At 70.0% G+C, this 16,880-nt stretch carries 15 protein-coding genes and 1 tRNA gene; 14 read left to right on the top strand and 2 right to left on the bottom strand.

The genetic code is table 11. The features are described from left to right. The first annotated feature begins 63 nt into the window (after nucleotides 1-63). The 6 genes from ACESM1_RS13770 to ACESM1_RS13745 all read left to right on the top strand — a co-directional run bounded on the left by ACESM1_RS13770 (nucleotide 64) and on the right by ACESM1_RS13745 (nucleotide 8,891). The gene (locus tag ACESM1_RS13770; protein ID WP_372620925.1) at nucleotides 64-855 is read left to right on the top strand and encodes an SDR family oxidoreductase; all 792 of its coding nucleotides are present in this window, start codon (nucleotides 64-66) and stop codon (nucleotides 853-855) included. A 13-nt stretch (nucleotides 856-868) separates the two neighbouring features. Continuing rightward, nucleotides 869-2,134: a hydantoinase/carbamoylase family amidase gene (locus ACESM1_RS13765; RefSeq protein ID WP_372620923.1), complete on the top strand. Its 1,266-nt coding sequence runs from the start codon at nucleotides 869-871 to the stop codon at nucleotides 2,132-2,134. Further along, the gene (locus ACESM1_RS13760) at nucleotides 2,131-4,227 is read left to right on the top strand and encodes a hydantoinase/oxoprolinase family protein (protein WP_372620921.1); all 2,097 of its coding nucleotides are present in this window, start codon (nucleotides 2,131-2,133) and stop codon (nucleotides 4,225-4,227) included. The genes ACESM1_RS13765 and ACESM1_RS13760 overlap by 4 nt, the downstream gene beginning before the upstream one ends. After that, a complete protein-coding gene (locus ACESM1_RS13755) occupies nucleotides 4,227-5,888 on the top strand; it encodes a hydantoinase B/oxoprolinase family protein (protein WP_372620920.1) in 1,662 nt (553 codons plus the stop codon). Before ACESM1_RS13760 ends, ACESM1_RS13755 begins: the two co-directional genes overlap by 1 nt. Nucleotides 5,889-5,986: 98 nt before the next feature. Then, complete coding sequence (locus tag ACESM1_RS13750; protein WP_372620919.1) at nucleotides 5,987-6,991, top strand: serine hydrolase domain-containing protein; 1,005 nt, start codon at nucleotides 5,987-5,989, stop codon at nucleotides 6,989-6,991. Between the two features lie 169 nt (nucleotides 6,992-7,160). After that, complete coding sequence (locus tag ACESM1_RS13745; RefSeq protein ID WP_372620917.1) at nucleotides 7,161-8,891, top strand: ABC transporter ATP-binding protein; 1,731 nt, start codon at nucleotides 7,161-7,163, stop codon at nucleotides 8,889-8,891. Between the two features lie 6 nt (nucleotides 8,892-8,897). On the opposite strand, the gene ACESM1_RS13740 is transcribed toward ACESM1_RS13745, so the two are convergent. After that, the gene (locus ACESM1_RS13740) at nucleotides 8,898-9,095 is read right to left on the bottom strand and encodes a hypothetical protein (protein WP_372620916.1); all 198 of its coding nucleotides are present in this window, start codon (nucleotides 9,093-9,095) and stop codon (nucleotides 8,898-8,900) included. A gap of 108 nt (nucleotides 9,096-9,203) precedes the next feature. Between ACESM1_RS13740 and ACESM1_RS13735 the strand changes: the two genes are divergently transcribed. From ACESM1_RS13735 to ACESM1_RS13715, 5 genes are read left to right on the top strand one after another with little or no spacing between them, the layout of a single operon-like run. Beyond that, nucleotides 9,204-10,658: an N-acyl-D-amino-acid deacylase family protein gene (locus ACESM1_RS13735; protein ID WP_372620914.1), complete on the top strand. Its 1,455-nt coding sequence runs from the start codon at nucleotides 9,204-9,206 to the stop codon at nucleotides 10,656-10,658. A gap of 50 nt (nucleotides 10,659-10,708) precedes the next feature. Then, nucleotides 10,709-11,296, top strand: a complete 588-nt coding sequence (locus ACESM1_RS13730) for a LysE family translocator (RefSeq protein WP_372620912.1) — start codon at nucleotides 10,709-10,711, stop codon at nucleotides 11,294-11,296. A 52-nt stretch (nucleotides 11,297-11,348) separates the two neighbouring features. Further along, complete coding sequence (locus ACESM1_RS13725; RefSeq protein ID WP_372620910.1) at nucleotides 11,349-12,515, top strand: acyl-CoA dehydrogenase family protein; 1,167 nt, start codon at nucleotides 11,349-11,351, stop codon at nucleotides 12,513-12,515. After that, on the top strand, nucleotides 12,515-12,763 hold the full coding sequence (locus ACESM1_RS13720) for a hypothetical protein (RefSeq protein ID WP_372620909.1): 249 nt from the start codon (nucleotides 12,515-12,517) through the stop codon (nucleotides 12,761-12,763). The genes ACESM1_RS13725 and ACESM1_RS13720 overlap by 1 nt, the downstream gene beginning before the upstream one ends. Beyond that, a complete protein-coding gene (locus ACESM1_RS13715; RefSeq protein WP_372620907.1) occupies nucleotides 12,756-13,880 on the top strand; it encodes a CaiB/BaiF CoA transferase family protein in 1,125 nt (374 codons plus the stop codon). Before ACESM1_RS13720 ends, ACESM1_RS13715 begins: the two co-directional genes overlap by 8 nt. A gap of 231 nt (nucleotides 13,881-14,111) precedes the next feature. Here ACESM1_RS13715 and ACESM1_RS13710 read toward each other — a convergent pair whose 3' ends face one another. Continuing rightward, nucleotides 14,112-14,990, bottom strand: coding sequence for an N-formylglutamate amidohydrolase (locus ACESM1_RS13710; protein WP_372620905.1), 879 nt, complete (start codon nucleotides 14,988-14,990; stop codon nucleotides 14,112-14,114). Nucleotides 14,991-15,119: 129 nt separating this feature from the next. On the opposite strand from ACESM1_RS13710, the gene ACESM1_RS13705 reads away from it, so the two are divergent. The 3 genes from ACESM1_RS13705 to ACESM1_RS13695 all read left to right on the top strand — a co-directional run bounded on the left by ACESM1_RS13705 (nucleotide 15,120) and on the right by ACESM1_RS13695 (nucleotide 16,879). After that, nucleotides 15,120-15,191, top strand: a tRNA-Val gene (locus ACESM1_RS13705). Between the two features lie 118 nt (nucleotides 15,192-15,309). Continuing rightward, complete coding sequence (gene dctP / locus ACESM1_RS13700; RefSeq protein WP_372620904.1) at nucleotides 15,310-16,317, top strand: TRAP transporter substrate-binding protein DctP; 1,008 nt, start codon at nucleotides 15,310-15,312, stop codon at nucleotides 16,315-16,317. A gap of 16 nt (nucleotides 16,318-16,333) precedes the next feature. Next, nucleotides 16,334-16,879, top strand: coding sequence for a TRAP transporter small permease (locus tag ACESM1_RS13695; protein ID WP_372620902.1), 546 nt, complete (start codon nucleotides 16,334-16,336; stop codon nucleotides 16,877-16,879). The last annotated feature ends 1 nt before the right edge of the window (nucleotide 16,880 follow it).

The raw sequence follows: 16,880 nt of genomic DNA, 5'->3' as shown, positions 1-16,880 counted from the left end.
CTTGCCAGCGGGGGCGGGGGCGGGCAGGTTCCCCGGCCATTCCGCCGTCTGGGAGTTTCCACCATGGATCTTGGTCTGAAGGGCAAGCGCGCGCTGGTCATGGGGGCCTCGAAGGGCCTCGGCCGTTCGATCGCCGATGCGCTGGCGGCCGAGGGCGCCGCGCTGGTGGTCAGCGGGCGTGACCAGGCGAGCCTCGACAAGGTGGCCGCCGAGCTGAAGGCGGCCGGCGCCGCCTCGGCGAAGGGCGTGGTCGCCGATGTCGCGAAGGGCGAGCAGATGGATGCGCTGGCCGATGCCGCCGTGGCGGCGATGGGCGGCGTCGATATCCTGGTGCTGAACCATGGCGGCCCGCCGCCCTGCATCGCCTCCGAGATCACCGATGCGGCGCTGCATACCTGGTTCGAGCAGATCGTCGCCTCGCCGATCCGCATCGCCAACCGGCTTATCCCGGAGATGCGCAAGCGCGGCTGGGGCCGCGTGCTGGTGGTGGGCAGCTCCGGCATGCAGCACCCGATCCCGAACCTGGCGCTTTCCAACACGCTGCGCTCGGCGATCTGGGGCTGGCTCAAGACCTATTCGGGCGAGGCGGCCAAGGATGGCGTGACGATGAACATCATCGCGCCCGGCAGCATCATGACCGACCGCATCACGCAGAACGCCGAATCGCGGGCCGCCAAGGCCGGCGGCACGGTGGAGGCGGAGCTGGCGAAGATGGCGCAGGAGATTCCCGCCGGGCGTATCGGCACGCCCGACGAGTTCGGCCCGATGGGCGCCTTCCTGGTCAGCGAGCAGGCCGGCTACATCACCGGCAGCATGATCCGCGTGGATGGCGGCCGCGTGCGCAGCATGCTGTGAGGAGGGCGTCACGATGCTGCCGAACCTGACGCCCGATGTCGCGCTGGCGGAGAAGCTGTTCGACGAGCTGCGCAGCGCGACATTCGACGGCGTCGGCATCACGCGCGCGGCCTATGGCGAGGGCGAGCGGAAAGCCCATGCCATCGTCCGCGCCGCCGCCGAGGCGGTGGGGCTGGAAACGCGCGCCGATCCCGTCGGCAACCTGCTGATGACGCTGCCGGGGTCCGACCGCGCGGCGAAGCGCGTGCTGCTCGGCAGCCACCTCGACTCCGTGCAGTCCGGCGGCAATTACGACGGCGCGGCGGGCGTGCTGACGGGGCTTGCGGCGGTGGCGGGGATGAAGCGCGCGGGCTTCGTGCCAGCGCGCGACGTGACCGTGGTGGCGGTGCGCGCCGAGGAAGCCGGCAGCTGGTTCCCGATCAGCTATCCCGGCAGCCGCGGCGCGCTCGGCCTGCTGCAGCCGGCGGAGCTGCAGGTGAAGCGGCAGGACAGCGGCCGCACCCTCGCCGACCATATGCGCGAGGATGGCTTCGACCCATCCTTCGTCGAGAACGGAGGAAAGACCTTCAGCGCGGCCGACACCGCCGCCTTCCTGGAACTGCATATCGAGCAGGGCCCGGTGCTGGATGTGGAGGGCATTCCCGTCGGCATCATCACCGGCATCCCCGGCAGCCGCCGGCTGCGTGCGGCGCGGGTGCTGGGCGAGTACAACCACTCCGGCGCCACGCCCCGCAAATACCGCCGCGACGCCGCGGCCGCGCTGGCCGAGCTCGCGCATCGTGTGGACGAGCGCTGGATGGAGCTGGAGGCGCAGGGCCATGTGCTGGTCTGCACCTTCTGCGTCATGGGCACCACGGCCGAGGCGGGCTTCACGAAGATCGCCGGCGAGGCGCAGTTCCAGCTCGACGTGCGCAGCGTCAATCCCCACAGCGTGGATGCGCTGATGGAGACGCTCTACGACATCGTGCCCGGGATCGAGGCCCGCCGCGGCGTGCGGTTCGAACTGGGCAGGGAGACGGCCAGCCGCGCGGCACCGATGGATGCCGGCATCCAGGCCGGGCTGAAGCGCGCGGCGGAGCAGCTCGGCATCCAGCACAAGGTCATGGCCAGCGGCGGTGGCCACGACGCGGCAGCCTTCGTGCAGGCGGGCATCCCGGCCGGGATGCTGTTCGTCCGCAACCAGAACGGCAGCCACAACCCGAACGAGGCGATGCTGATGGAAGACTTTGCAGCCGCGTGTGCGGTGGCAACGCGCTGGGCGGCGGAGGCCGCGCAGTGACGGCTCGGCTCGCCGTCGCGCCGCAGGCGCGCCTGGCTGTCGATATCGGCGGCACCTTCACCGACCTCGCGATCGAGCGGAATGGCGAGCGCTGGACCGCCAAGGTCCTCACCACGCAAGCCGCGCCGGAACTCGGCGTGCTGGAAGGCGTGCGCGCGGTGCTTGGCAAGGCGGGGCTGCAGCCTTGCGACATCGTGCTGGTGATCCACGGCACCACGCTGGCCACCAACGCGATCATCGAGCGCAAGGGCGCGAAGACTGCGCTGCTCACCACCGATGGCTTCCGCGACGTCATCGCGATGGGCAACGAATCCCGCTACGACCAGTACGACCTCAACATCGACCTGCCGCAGCCGCTGGTGCCGCGGCGCTGGCGTGTGACGGTGCCCGAGCGGCTCGACAACGAGGGCCATGTGCTGCGCCCGCTGGACGAGCAGGCGGTGCGCGACCAGCTCGCCTTCCTGCGTGCGGAAGGCATCGAGAGCCTGGCGATCGGCTTCCTGCACAGCTTCGTCAATCCCGCGCATGAGAAGCGCGCCGCCGCCATCGTGCGCCAGGAATGGCCGGAGCTGCCGGTCTCGCTGAGCAGCGAGGTGTCGCCGGAGATGCGCGAATGGGAGCGCTTCTCCACCACCACCGCCAACGCCTATGTGCAGCCGCGAATGGCCAGCTACCTGCACCGGCTGGAAGCGGGGCTTTCGGAAGCCGGGCTGACCTGCCCGCTGTTCCTGATGCTCTCGGGCGGCGGCCTCACCACGCTCGAAACCGCAGCCCGCTTCCCGATTCGCCTCGTCGAATCCGGGCCCGCCGGCGGCGCGATCTTTGCCGCCCACGTTGCGCGGCAGAAGGGCTGGGGCAAGGTGCTCTCCTTCGACATGGGCGGCACCACCGCGAAGGTCTGCCTGGTGGATGACTACGCACCGCAGGCCGCGCGCAGCTTCGAGGTCGCCCGCGTCGGCCGCTTCAAGAAGGGCTCCGGCCTGCCGCTGCGCATCCCTGTCATCGAGATGGTGGAGATCGGTGCTGGCGGCGGCTCCATTGCGCATCTCGACAGCATGGGCCGCATCCAGGTGGGGCCGGAGAGCGCCGGCGCCGATCCCGGCCCGGCCTGCTACGGCCGCGGCGGGACGCAGCCCGCGGTGACGGACGCCAACCTGCTGCTCGGCCGCTATGAGCCCGACCTCTTCGCCGGCGGCGCGCTGAAGCTGCATCCCGGCGCGGCGAAGGCGGCGATGGGCGCGCAGGTGGGCGAACGCCTCGGCCTCTCGCCGGAGATGGCGGCACTTGGCGTCGTCGAGATGGTGGACGAGAACATGGCGAATGCCGCCCGCGTCCACGCCATCGAATCGGGCAAGGGCTATGAGGGCCGCTCGATCATCGCCTTTGGCGGCGGCGGCCCCGTGCATGGCTATCGCGTGGCGGAGAAGATCGGCGTGAACCGGTTGCTGGTTCCGTCCGGGGCCGGCGTCGGCTCCGCCATCGGTTTCCTGCGCGCGCCGGTGGCCTATGAGGTGGTGAAATCGCTCTACCAGCGCTTCGGCAGCTTCGACCTCGATGCCGTGAACGCGCTTCTGGCGGCAATGTCGGCGGAGGCGTCGGAAGTGGTGGCCGAGGGCAGCTTCGGCGCCCCGGCCGCGGAGCACCGGCTGGCCTTCATGCGCTATGTCGGCCAGGGCCACGAGATCGCCGTGCCGATCCCCGCGCGCGAATTGACGCAGGCCGATGTCGCGGCGATCCGCGCGGCCTACGACGCCGAATACACGCGCTTCTACGACCGTCCGGTGCCCGGCAGCGACGTGGAGATCCTCTCCTTCGCCGTCACCGTCGCGACGGTGGTGGAGGTGATGGAACCGGTAGCTCCCGTGCAGGATGCGCCGGCTCCGAAGCCAGTGCGCGTCCAGTCGGTGCGCGACACGGCAACCGGCGAGGTGGGGGATTGGACGGTTTATGACCGCGACGATTTCGCGCCGGGCGCCGCCGTTGCCGGGCCGTGCATCATCGCCGAGGCCGAGACAAGCACGCTGGTCGGGCCAAGCTGGCGCTGCCGGGTGGATGGGCTGGGATATCTCGAACTGGTGAGGGAGGACGCGTGATGTCCGCCGCGAGCGAAGCCCTGAAGAAGATCCAGCGCCAGATCCAGTGGAACCGTCTGATCGCGGTGGTCGAAGAGCAGGCGCAGATCATGATCCGGACCGCCTTCAGTACCACGGTGCGCGAGGCGGGCGATCTCTCGGCCGGCATCTTCGACCTCAAGGGCCGCATGCTGGCGCAGGCCGTGACCGGCACGCCGGGGCACGTGAATTCCATGATGGAATCCGTCGGTCACTTCCTCGCGAAGTTCCCGGCGGAGACGATGCAGCCGGGCGATCACTACATCACCAACGATCCCTGGCTCGGCACCGGCCACCTGCACGACCTCACCGTCGTCACGCCCGCCTTCCGCAACGGGAAGATCGTCGGGCTGTTCGCCAACACCGCGCATGTCATCGATGTCGGCGGCCTCGGCATGGGGCCGGAAGGGCGGAGCGTCTTCGAGGAAGGGCTCTACATCCCCATCGTGAAGTGCTTCGATCGCGGCCAGGCGAACGAGACCTTCTTCGACTTCCTCCGTGCCGGCACCCGCACGCCGGTGGAGCTGGAAGGCGATGTCTATTCCCTCTGCGCTTGCAACGACGCCGGCGCCAAGCGGCTGGTCGAGATGATGGACGAGTTCGCGATGGAGAGCATCGACGACCTCGCCGACTACATCTTTGACAGCTCGCTGAAGGCGACGCTCGAGGAGATCGCGAAGATCCCGCGCGGCACCTATCGCGGCGAGATCCGCTCCGACGGCTACGAGGCACCCGTCACGCTGCGCGCGGCAATGACGGTGAACGCCGATTCCATCGTGGTGGACTATGCCGGCACCTCCGGCCTGTCGAACCGCGGCATCAACGTGCCGGCTGCCTATTGCCGCGCCTATTCCTGCTTTGGGATCAAGTGCGTGGTTGCGCCGGAGATCCCGAACAACTGGGCCTCCCTCGCGCCCTTCCACATGGTGATCCCGGAGGGTTGCATCCTCAATGCGCCGCGGCCCTACCCCGTCAGCGTGCGGCATGTGGTGGGGCAATTGCTGCCCGACCTGATGATGGGCTGCCTGCACCAGGCGGTGCCGGATCGGGTGAATGCCGAGGGCTCCTCGGCGCTGTGGAACCCGCCCTTGCGCGGCGGCGCGCAGGTGAGCGGCGCGAATGCCGAGCTGCCGGATTTCGAGATCATCACCTTCAACTCCGGCGGCACCGGCGCGCGGCCCACGAAGGACGGGCTGGACGGCACCGCCTTCCCATCCGGCGTGCGCACCATGCCGGTGGAAGCCACCGAGAACGTCGCGCCGGTGATCTTCTGGCAGAACCAGCTGCGCCCGGATTCCGCCGGCGCCGGCCGCACCCGTGGTGGCTTCGGCAAGGTGATGGAGATCGGCGCGAAGGGCGATGCCGAATTCGCCGTGAACGCCATCTTCGACCGCATCGCCAATGCGCCGAAGGGCCGCGAGGGCGGCGGCGAGGGCGCGCTGGGCTGGGTGGGGCTCGATGACGGCACGGTGCTGCGTACCAAGGGCTTCCAGACCATCCCGAAGGGTCGCCATCTGCTGCTGAAGCTGCCGGGCGGCGGCGGCATGGGCGACCCGCGGCAGCGCGACCGCGCGAAGGTGCAACGCGATGTGGCCGATGGGCTGGTGACCGAGGCGCAGGCGAAGGCGCTCTACGGCGCCTGACGGCGCGCAGGCACGGCACGCCGAGCACACGCGTGACGGAGTGCAACCCGCCGCGCACCGCATCTTGGCCGAGGCGGTGTGCCACCCATCTCCGCCGCATGCCGCCCCGCATCCCGCGCCGTGCGATGCTTGCGCTTGCGCTTGCGCTGCCTGCGCCCGCGCTGGCGCAGGTGGCGACACTCGATACGGCGATCACCTCCGCCGCCGCGCTGCCGCATCTGCGCACCTTGATCGTTGCGTGCGACGGCGCGCCGGTGCTGGAGCGCGTGTTCCGCGGCCCGGGGCTCGACCGGCCCGCCAACATCAAATCGGCGTCGAAATCCGTGCTCGCCACGCTGGTCGGCATCGGCATCGCACGCGACGTGCTGGACGGGCTGGACCAGCCGATCGGACCGGTACTCGGCCGCGCCATTCCCCCCGCCGCGGATCCGCGCGTGCGCGATCTCACCATCCGCCAACTGCTCTCGATGCGCGCGGGGTTGGAGCGGACCTCGGGCGCGAATTACGGGCGCTGGGTCAACTCCCGCGACTGGCTCGGCTTCGCGCTGAGCCGGCCGATGGAGGACACGCCCGGCGGGCGGATGATCTACTCGACCGGCACGAGCCACATCCTCGGCGCGGTGCTGGCGCGCGCCGCCAGGCGCAGCCTGCATGCGCTGGCACGGGAATGGCTCGGCGCGCCGCTCGGCATCGCCATCCCGGACTGGATGCGGGCGCCGGAGGGCGTGCATTTCGGCGGCAACGAGATGCTGATGAGCCCGCGCGCGCTGCTCGCCTTCACCGAATGCTGGCGCAATGAGGGCCGCCATGCCGGCCGCGAGGTGGTGCCGGCCGCGTTCGTGAAGCAGGCCTGGACGCCGCAGGCACGCTCCGCCTGGAGCGGGCAGCTTTATGGACTGGGCTGGTGGATCGGCGAGGCGCGTGGCCAGGCGGTGTATTTCGCCTGGGGCTATGGCGGGCAGATGGCCTATGTCGTGCCGGGCCTGAAGCTCAGCGTGGTGATGACCTCCGACCCCGCGGTGCCGCGTGCCAACGGCCAGGTGCACACGCTGCACACGCTGCTGGCGGAAAGCATCCTGCCGGCCATGGAGGCCACTGGCTAGGAGCCAGTCCCGGGTGCGCACCGCAGGTGGGCACCCCGGGCGTGAATCGCCGGCTCCTGACTGGGTGGACCGGAACAGGCCTGAGCACACTGAGGGCTATTGCGGTCCAGCGTTGACAAGCGCGGCTGGATGGCCGACCGCGGTGGCGCGAACCGGACGCCATTGCCTCATGCTGCGCGAATTCCTCGCCTATTACCGCCCGCACAAGCGGCTGCTGCTGCTCGATTTCGGCTGCGCGGCGCTCTCGGGCATGCTGGAACTCGGCTTTCCGATGGCCGTGCGCGGCTTCATCGACCATCTGCTGCCGGTGCAGGATCTGGCGCTGATCCTGGCCGCCATCGCAGCGCTGCTCACGATCTACCTGGTCAACGGCGCGCTGATGGCGATCGTCACCTATTGGGGCCATGTGCTCGGCATCGCCATCGAGACGGAACTGCGTCGCCGCGCCTTCGACCACCTGATGAAGCTCTCCTTCCGCTTCTTTGACGGGCAGAAGACCGGGCATCTGGTCGGCCGTCTCACCAAGGACCTGGAAGAGATCGGAGAGGTCGCGCATCACGGGCCGGAAGACCTGCTGATCGCGGTGCTCACCTTCCTCGGCGCCTTCGCGCTGATGTTGTTCGTGAATGTCGAGCTCGCGCTGATCACGCTGCTGGTGGTGCCGGCGGCGGCCTTCGTGATCGCGCGCTATGGCGGGCGGATGACGGCGAACTGGCAGCAGCAGTTCGGCCGGGTCGGCGCCTTCAACGCCCGCATCGAGGAAGCGGTCGGCGGCATCCGCGTGGTCAAGGCCTTCGCCAATGAGGGGGAGGAACGGCGCCTGTTCGCCGCCGACAACGACCAGTACCGGCGCACCAAGCTCGATGCCTACCGGCTGATGGCGACGGGGATCACGCTGAACTATCTCGGCCTGCGCTTCGTGCAGGTGATCGTGATGTTGGCCGGCTCGCTGTTCATCGTGCGCGGCAGCATGAGCATCGGCGATTTCGTCGCCTTCCTGCTGCTGGTCGGCGTGTTCTACCGCCCGCTCGACAAGATCGCCGCGGTGATCGAGACCTATCCGAAGGGCATCGCGGGATTCCGCCGCTACCTCCAATTGCTGGCCGTGGAGCCGGACATCGTGGACCGGCCCGGGGCGCGGCCAGCGCCCGCGCTGCGGGGTGCGGTGCGGTTCGAGGGCGTGACCTTCGGCTACGATCCGGCCCGCCCGGTGTTGCGCGGCGTGGACCTGGCCATTGCGCCGGGGGAGACGGTGGCGCTGGTCGGGCCGTCGGGTGCGGGCAAGACGACGCTGTGTTCGCTGCTGCCGCGCTTCTACGAACCCGATGCGGGCCGCATCACGGTGGACGGTCTCGACATCCGCGACCTGACGCTTGCCAGCCTGCGCGGCCAGATCGGCATCGTGCAGCAGGACGTGTTCCTGTTCGCCGGCACGCTGCGCGAGAACATCGCCTATGGCCGACTCGGCGCGACCGACCCCGAGATCCGCGCGGCCGCGCGGCGGGCGCGGCTGGATGCGGTGATCGCCGACCTGCCGCAGGGCCTCGAAACGGTGGTGGGGGAACGCGGCGTGAAGCTTTCCGGCGGGCAGAAGCAGCGGCTGGCCATCGCGCGGATCTTCCTGCGCAACCCGCCGATCCTGGTCCTGGACGAGGCGACCTCCGCCCTCGACACCGAGACGGAGCGGGCGATCCAGGCTTCGCTGGCGGAGCTGGCGCGGGGGCGCACGACGCTGGTCATCGCGCACCGGCTGGCGACGATCCGCGACGCCGACCGGATCGTGGTGGTGGCCGATGGCGGCATCGCGGAGCAGGGGACGCATGCCGCGCTGCTGGCCGCGGGTGGCAGGTATCGCGGGCTGCACGCGGCGCAGTTCGGCGGCGAGGCGGCGGCCGGATAGCCCGGTTCAGTCGTCCGGTGCGCCCTTGGTGTTCTCGGTGACGCCGGGCGGGTCGGGGTACAGGTCGGAGGGGACCTTCGCCTTCGGGTTGCGGGTGGTCGTGCCGTGCTGGACCTTTTCCGTGGTGTTCGGAGTGTCCGGATCGGCGCTGTTCATCCGCTCGGTCGCGCCGGTCGGCGGGGTGGGCTTCGGCGATTTCGGCATGGCGGCCTCCTCGCCACGCCGAACGCACAAGGGCGGGCGCCGCTCCCTTCCGTTCGGCGCGCGCGCTTGCGATGATCCACGCCGACACGAACCGACGGAATTCTATCCATGGCGCTCCGCTGCGACCTCATCATCCGCGATGCCACCTTGTTCGACGGCACCGGCGCGCCCCGCCGCGTCGGCGACCTCGGCGTGACGGGCGACCGCATCGCGGCTATCGGCGACCTCGGCGGCGCCTCCGCGGACCGCGAGGTGATCGCCACCGGCAAGGCGCTGGCACCTGGCTTCATCGACGCGCACACCCATGACGACCGCGCCGTGCTGATGGGGCCGGAGGGGACGCTGCCGAAGATCAGCCAGGGCGTAACCACGGTGGTCTGTGGCTGCTGCGGCGTCTCCCTCGCGCCGGCGCGCTTCAAGGCCGATCCGCCGCCGCCGCTCGACCTGGTGGGCGCCGGCGGCTGGTGGCGCTTCGGCGATTTCGGCGACTACGCACATGAGCTCAACAGCAAGGGCTCCGAGGTCAACACCTACGCGCTGGTCGGCAACCAGACGCTCCGCGTCGAGGCAATGGAGGGCGATGTCTATCGCGCCGCGCGCGACAAGGAGATCCACCACATGCACCAGCGGGTGAAGCAGTCCATGTCGGAAGGCGCCTCGGGCTTCTCCACCGGGCTCTACTACAAGCCTAACATGCATGCGACGACCGACGAGGTGGTGGCGATCGCAGAGGCGCTGAAGCCCTATGATGGGCTCTACTCCACGCATATGCGCGACGAATCGCACCACATCCTGGCGGCCATCGAGGAGACGATGGAGATCGGCAAGCGCGCCGGCGTGCAGGTGCAGATCAGCCACCACAAATGCTCGCTGCCGGAGAATTACGGCCGCAGCATCCAGACGCTGCCGCTGCTCGAGGCCTATGCCCGCACGCAGCAGCTGGCCTACGACGTCTATCCCTATCCCGCCGGCTCCACCGTGCTGATGCCCGACCGCCTGCACCCGGACGTGAAGGTGATGATCACCTGGTCCGTCCCGCACCCGGAGATGGCGGGGAAGTACCTCCACGAGATCGCCCGCGGCTGGAACACCGACGTCAAGGCCGCTGCCGAGCAGTTGCTGCCGGCCGGCCAGATCAGCTTCCAGATGGACGAGGACGACGTGCAGCGGATCATGGCGCATCCGATGTCGATGATCGGCAGCGACGGCATCCCGCATGACGCGCACCCGCATCCCAGGCTCTGGGGCACCTTCCCGCGCGTGCTCGGCCACTACGCGCGCGGCCTCGGCCTGTTCAGCATGGAGGTCGCCGTCCACAAGATGACCGGCCGCTGCGCGGAGGCTTATGGCATCGTGGACCGCGGCGTGCTGCGCGAAGGCGCCTATGCCGATCTGGTGCTGTTCGACCCCGCCACGGTGATCGACGCCGCCACCTTCGAGAAGCCGAAGCAGGCCTCGATCGGGATCGAGGAGGTCTGGCTGAATGGCGTGCCGACCTTCCAGGCTGGCAAGGGCGCCACCGGCGAGCGGCCGGGGCGGCTGGTGACGCGCCACAAGGGGTGAGCGCATCGCCGGCTTGACAAGGTCAGTATTACTGACCTAAAACGATGGGCATGCCGGATTGGCTGCCCCTGCTCGGCTTCGCCATCGCGGGCTCGGTGACGCCGGGCCCGAATGTGCTGATGGTTGCCGCCGCCGCGGCCGGGCATGGGGTGTGGCGGGTGATGCCGCACATGCTGGGCATCACCTTCGGCTTCACCGCGATGATCGCGCTGGTCGGGCTCGGCCTGGCCGGGCCGCTGGCGGCGAGCCCGGCGGTGCATGGCGCGCTGCAGCTGGTCGCGGTGGCCTGGCTGCTCTGGCTCGCCTGGAAGATCGCCACCGCGCCGCCGCCGGGGGAGGGGCCGTCGAAGCCGCCGATGAATTTCGTCCAGGCGGCGCTGTTCCAATGGGTGAACCCGAAGGCCTGGATGGTCGCCGGCGCGGCCATCGCCGGCTACACCCTGCCCGGCGCGCCGCTGGTGCCGCAGGTGGTGGCGATCGCGCTGGTGTTCGGCCTGATCTCGATGCCCTGCCTGCTGGTCTGGGCCGGCCTCGGCGCCGGGGCGCGGCGGGTGCTGGCGGATGCGCGCAGCCTGCGCCGCTTCAACATCGCGATGGGCGTGCTGCTGGCGCTCTCGGTGCTGCCGCTGCTGGGCTGATCCTGGACAGGTGCCCGTTCGCGCCCTAATCGCGGGAGCCCAGGAGCCCGTCATGGATCACCACACCCCCGCCGACCCCCACGCCGAGATCCGCGCCGAGGTGCGCAAGCTCTGCGCGAAATTCCCCGGTGAGTATTGGCGCGAGCTGGATGCCCGGCGCGGCTACCCGACCGAATTCGTGAACGCGCTCACCGAGGCCGGCTGGCTCGCGGCGCTGATCCCGGAGGAGTTCGGCGGCGCCGGCCTGCCGCTCTCCGGTGCCGCGGCGATCCTGGAGGAGATCCAGTCCGCCGGCTGCAACGGCGCCGCCTGCCACGCTCAGATGTACATCATGGGCACCATCCTGCGGCACGGCAGCCCGGCGCAGAAGGAACAGTACCTGCCCGCCATCGCGGCCGGCGAGCTGCGGCTGCAGGCCTTCGGCGTGACGGAACCCACCAGCGGCACCGACACCACCGCGCTGCGCACCACCGCACGCCGCGAGGGCGACCGCTACATCGTCAACGGCCAGAAGATCTGGACCAGCCGCGCGGAACACTCCGACCTGATGCTGCTGCTGGCCCGCACCACGCCGCGCGACCAGGTGGCGAAGAAGACCGAGGGCCTCTCGACCTTCATCGTGGACATGCGGACGGTGCTGGGGAAGGGCCTCACCATCCGCCCGATCCGCACGATGATGAACCATAATTCCTGCGAGGTCTTCTTCGACAACATGGAGGTGCCGGCCGAGAACCTGGTCGGCGTCGAAGGCAAGGGCTTCCGCTACATCCTGGACGGCATGAACGCCGAGCGGCTGCTGATCGCCGCCGAGTGCATCGGCGACGCCAAGTGGTTCATCGAGAAGGCGCGCAACTATGCGAAGGAGCGCGTGCTGTTCGGCAAGCCGATCGGCGCGAACCAGGGCGTGCAGTTCCCGATCGCCAAGGCCTATGCGCAGATGCGCGCCGCCGAGGCCATCGTGAAGCAGGGCCTGGCGAAGTTCGAGCGTGGCGAGAACTGCGGCGAGGAAGCCAACATGGGCAAGATGCTCGCGGCCGAGGCCAGCTGGGCCGCCGGCGAGGCCTGCGTGCAGACCCATGGTGGCTTCGGCTTCGCCGAGGAATACGACATCGAGCGCAAGTTCCGCGAGACGCGGCTGTACCAGGTGGCGCCGATCAGCACGAACCTGATCCTCAGCTACATCGGCGAGCACGTGCTGGGGATGCCGCGGAGCTACTGATGTCGGTGCGGCCCGTCCTGCGACTGGCCTGGCGTGGCATCCAGACGGGCGTCTGCGTCAGCTTCATGCTGATCGCCGGCAGCGCCGCCATCGCGGCCGGATGGGCCGCCGCCATGAGGGCGGGCAATCTGGGCGACAAGGTCGTCTGGACCGGGGCTGCCCTGCTGTCGGCGCTGCTGGCAGCATGGTTCGCCCGGGATCTGATCGGGTTTCTGCGCATCTGGCGAGGCAAAGGCAGGAATGACTAAGTCGCTCGAAGGCCTGCTCGTCATCTCCATGGAGCAGGCGGTCGCCGCGCCGACCTGTTCCGTCAAGCTCTCCGATGCCGGCGCGCGCGTCATCAAGATCGAGCGCGCCGAGGGCGACTTCGCGCGCGGCTACGACACCGCCGCCGCCGGCCAGTCCAGCTACTTCGTCTGGCTGAACCGCGGCAAGCAGAGCATCGCCCTCGACATCAAGGACCCGGCCGACAAGGTGCTGCTCGCGCGCATGCTGGCCAAGGCCGACGTCTTCATCCAGAACCTCGCCCCCGGCGCCCTGGCCCGCGCCGGCTTCGGCAGCGCGGAACTTCGCGCGAAGCATCCGCGGCTGATCACCGTGGACATCTCGGGCTATGGCGAGGAAGGCGAATACGCGCGCATGAAGGCGTACGACCTGCTCGTGCAGGCCGAATCCGGCCTCGCCTCCATCACCGGCCACCCGGCGGGGCCGGGGCGGGTCGGCGTCTCGGTCGTGGACATCGCCTGCGGGATGAACGCCCACGCCGCGGTGCTGGAGGCGCTGATCGCCCGCGGCATCACCGGCCGCGGCACGGGCATCGCCGTCAGCCTGTTCGACGCGATGGCGGATTGGATGAACGTGCCGCTGATCTTCTTCGAAGGCACCGGCCGCGCGCCGGAGCGCGTCGGCCTCGCGCATCCCTCGATCTGCCCCTATGGCGCCTTCGCCTGTGCCGACGGCGCGCTGGTGCTGATCAGCATCCAGAACGAACGCGAATGGGCCGGCTTCTGCTCCGGCGTCCTCGGCGAGCCGGAGCTGCCGTCGCGCGAGGGCTGGCGCAGCAACACCGAGCGCGTGGCCAATCGCTCGGTGGTGGATGCGCATGTCGGCCGCATCTTCGCGGGGCTGACGCGAGGGCAGGCCGCGGCGAAGCTCGATGCCGCCGGCACGGCCTATGGTTTCGTCAACGGCGTGGCCGAGTTTGCCCGGCATCCGGCGCTGCGCCGGATCGCGGTCTCCACGCCGAACGGCCCGGTCAGCCTGGCCGCGCCGGCCGCGCGCTTCAGCGACGCCCCGCCAGCCGGCGGCCGCGTGCCCGCACTCGACGAGCATGGCGCGGCGATCCGGGCCGAATTCGCAGGCTGAACGCGTTACGCGCTGACGCTCGCCGGTCAGCTCACGTGACATGCGCTTCACGCATGTCGGATTTCTGCTGCGCTGCAAAAAAGCCGCTTGCGCACCCAGGCCCGGACCCCTATTTTGTGCATCGCAGCAAGTAAGGTTTTTCCTGCTTGTTGTCTTTCTTGGACGTTTCCTCCCTAAACTCGGCGGTGCCGCAAGGCACCGCCGCTTTTTTTGCGGCAGGACGCCAAGAGCTCAGCGCACCAGGAAGGACCAGTCCGTCCCCGCGAGGCTGGCGATCAGCGCGCCCAGGTCGCGTTGCAGCTTCCCCATGCCCGGCCCACGCTGCACCCGCGCCTCGTCCATGTAGAGCCGGCGTGCGACCTCGATCTGCAGGGCATGCACGCCCTCGCGCGGGGCGCCGTAGTGGCGGGTGACGTAGCCGCCGGCATAGGGGTCGTTGCGCCGCACGCGGTAGCCGAGCTCGGTCAGCGCCTCCTCCAGCAGCCTGGTGGCGCGCGGCGCGCAGGAGGTGCCGTGCGCATCGCCCAGCACGAAGTCCGCCGGCGGCGAGCCATTCACCGGCTGGGTCGGCATGGAATGGCAGTCGAGCAACAGGCAGACGCCGAAGCTGCCTCGGGTTTCCTCGATCAGCGTGGCCAGCGCGGCATGGTAGGGCTGCCAGCAGTCGCGCACCCGTGCCTCGGCTTGCGCGAAGGCCAGCTTGTTGCGGTAGACCGGCTCACCCGAGGCGACCACGCGGGCGATCGTGCCGAGCCCCGCGCCGACCCTGGGGGAGGAGCTGTTGACCCAGGCCGGTAGCGGCCCGTCGAACATGCCGGGATCGAGCTCCCAGGGCTCGCGGTTGGCGTCGCAATAGACACGCGGGAAGGTTGCCGCCAGCAGCGGCGCGCCGTAGTCCGGCGCCGTGGCGAAAAGCTCGTCCACGAAGCTGTCCTCGCTGCGCCGCAGTGCCACCGGGTCCAGCCGCGCCTCGGCCAGGAAGTCGGCGCTGTAGTGGGCACCGCTATGGGGCGAGGCGAAGACCACCGGGATTGCCTGCCGCTGCGGCCGGATCAGCCGGAAGGGCGGCGGAGCCGCCAGGGCGTCGGGAGGGGGGAGCGGCAGGTCCATGCGCCGCTAAATCAAGCCACAGCCACCGCCTGCTTGTCATCCCCGCTGACTGTCACGTGGCGGCGGCAGGCCCGATGCGGCAGGGTTGCGCGCGTGCTGCGCCGAGGCTAATCAGGCGTCCCGCGAAGCGGGCGCGTAGCTCAGCGGGAGAGCACCTCCCTGACACGGAGGGGGTCACAGGTTCAATCCCTGTCGCGCCCATTCCGATCCCGAATCCAGCCGGCGCCCGGCCGCATCTGATCCGCATGGCGGGATGTTGACCGGCGCCGCGGCGTCCCGCAATGGTCACCCCGACTGCAAGACCGCAACGGGAGGATTCATGATGCGCCGTCGCCACCTGCTCGCCGCCAGTGCGCTGCTGGCTGCGCCCGCCCTGCGCGGGGCCCGCGCCCAGGCGCAGGTCACCATGCGCCTGTCGCACCAGTTCCCGCCCTCGCACCATAATGCCCGCGTCATCGCCGCCTTCGCCGAGGACGTGAAGCAGCGCTCCGGCGGCCAGGTTGAGGTGCAGGTCTTCCCGGCCGAGCAACTCGCCAAGGCTGGCGAGAACTTCCCCGGCGTGGCCCGCGGCGCCTTCGAGGCGGCGGCGGCGGTGAACTTCCAATGGGGCACCACCATCCCCGAGATGAACGCCCCCACCATCCCCTACCTGTTCACCGACATCGCCCGCATCCGCCGCTTCCCCGGCAGCGAGGCCGCGAAGTTCCTGGAAGGCCTGCTGGAGCGCCGCGCGGTGCGCAACCTGATGTGGCTCTACACGACCCGGCAGAGCATCTTCACCTCGAACCGCAAGCCGATCGTGAACCTCGAGGATTTCCGCGGCCTGAAGATCCGCGGGCTGAATGCGCTCACCGACCATGCGCTGACCGCAGTCGGCGCCGCGCCTTCGGCGATGCCGGGGCCGGAGGTCTCGGCGGCGCTGCAATCGGGCGTGCTGGATGCGGGGCTGACCGACGTCTCGGCCGCGGTCTCCCGGCGCTACTACGAGATCCAGAAATACGGCACCGTCGCGCCGTATTTCTCGGTGATCAGCCATGTCTATGTGAATCCGCGCTGGTGGAGCGCACTCAGCGCGCCGCATCGCGGCTTCATCGAGGCGGCGGCGCGCAAGGCCGAGACCGACCAGATGGACGTCACCGAAGCCACTGCTGCCGCGGCCGTCGGCGAGCTGCGCGCCAAGGGCATGACCATCCACGAGCAGACGCCCGCCGAGAGCGCCACCTGGCGTGAAGCGATGCAGCCGCCCGTCATCGCGGCCTTCCTGCGCCTGGCTCCGGAAGGCGGCCCGCGCTCGATCGAGTTGCTGCGCGGCATCCCGGCGGCCTGACCCGACGGGCGCCGCGGTGAGGCGGCTGGAACGCGGCGTCGCCACGCTGTCGCGCCTGGCCGGCGCGCTGGGCGCGGTGGCGACGATCTGCTGCCTGCTGCTCGTCGGCTACGCCGTCGGCATGCGCTACCTGCTCGGCCAGCCGGAGCCCTGGACCGACAAGGTCGCCGGCTGGCTGGTGGTGGCGCTGGTGATGCTCGCCGCACCCGAGGCGCAGCGCCGCTTCGAGCATATCGGCGTGGACATCGCGGTGAAGCGCGTCGGCCCACGGCTGGCGCGCGCGGCGCACCTGGTCGGCGTGCTCTCGGTGGCCGCCGTGGCGGTGATGCTGCTGCTGGCGGGGTGGGAGATGGTGGCCTTCAGCCGGATGGTCGGGCTGATGAGTGACCTGGAAGGCGTGCCGATCTGGTGGGTGCAGGCGCTGATGCCGCTCGGCGCGGCGCTGCTCCTCCTGGTCTCGCTCTGCCAGGCGGTGCTGCTGCTGGCGGGGCGCGATCCGGTGCATCTGCCGCGGCCCGAGGACGACGTGCTGGCGCGCGATCCGCTGGCGCGGGCGGACTAGG

Origin of the sequence: Falsiroseomonas sp., from assembly GCF_041690465.1 — a bacterium.
Lineage (GTDB): Bacteria > Pseudomonadota > Alphaproteobacteria > Acetobacterales > Acetobacteraceae > Falsiroseomonas.
The sequence above is the reverse complement of the archived record's forward strand: the minus strand, read 5'-3'. Positions and strand labels throughout refer to the sequence as shown.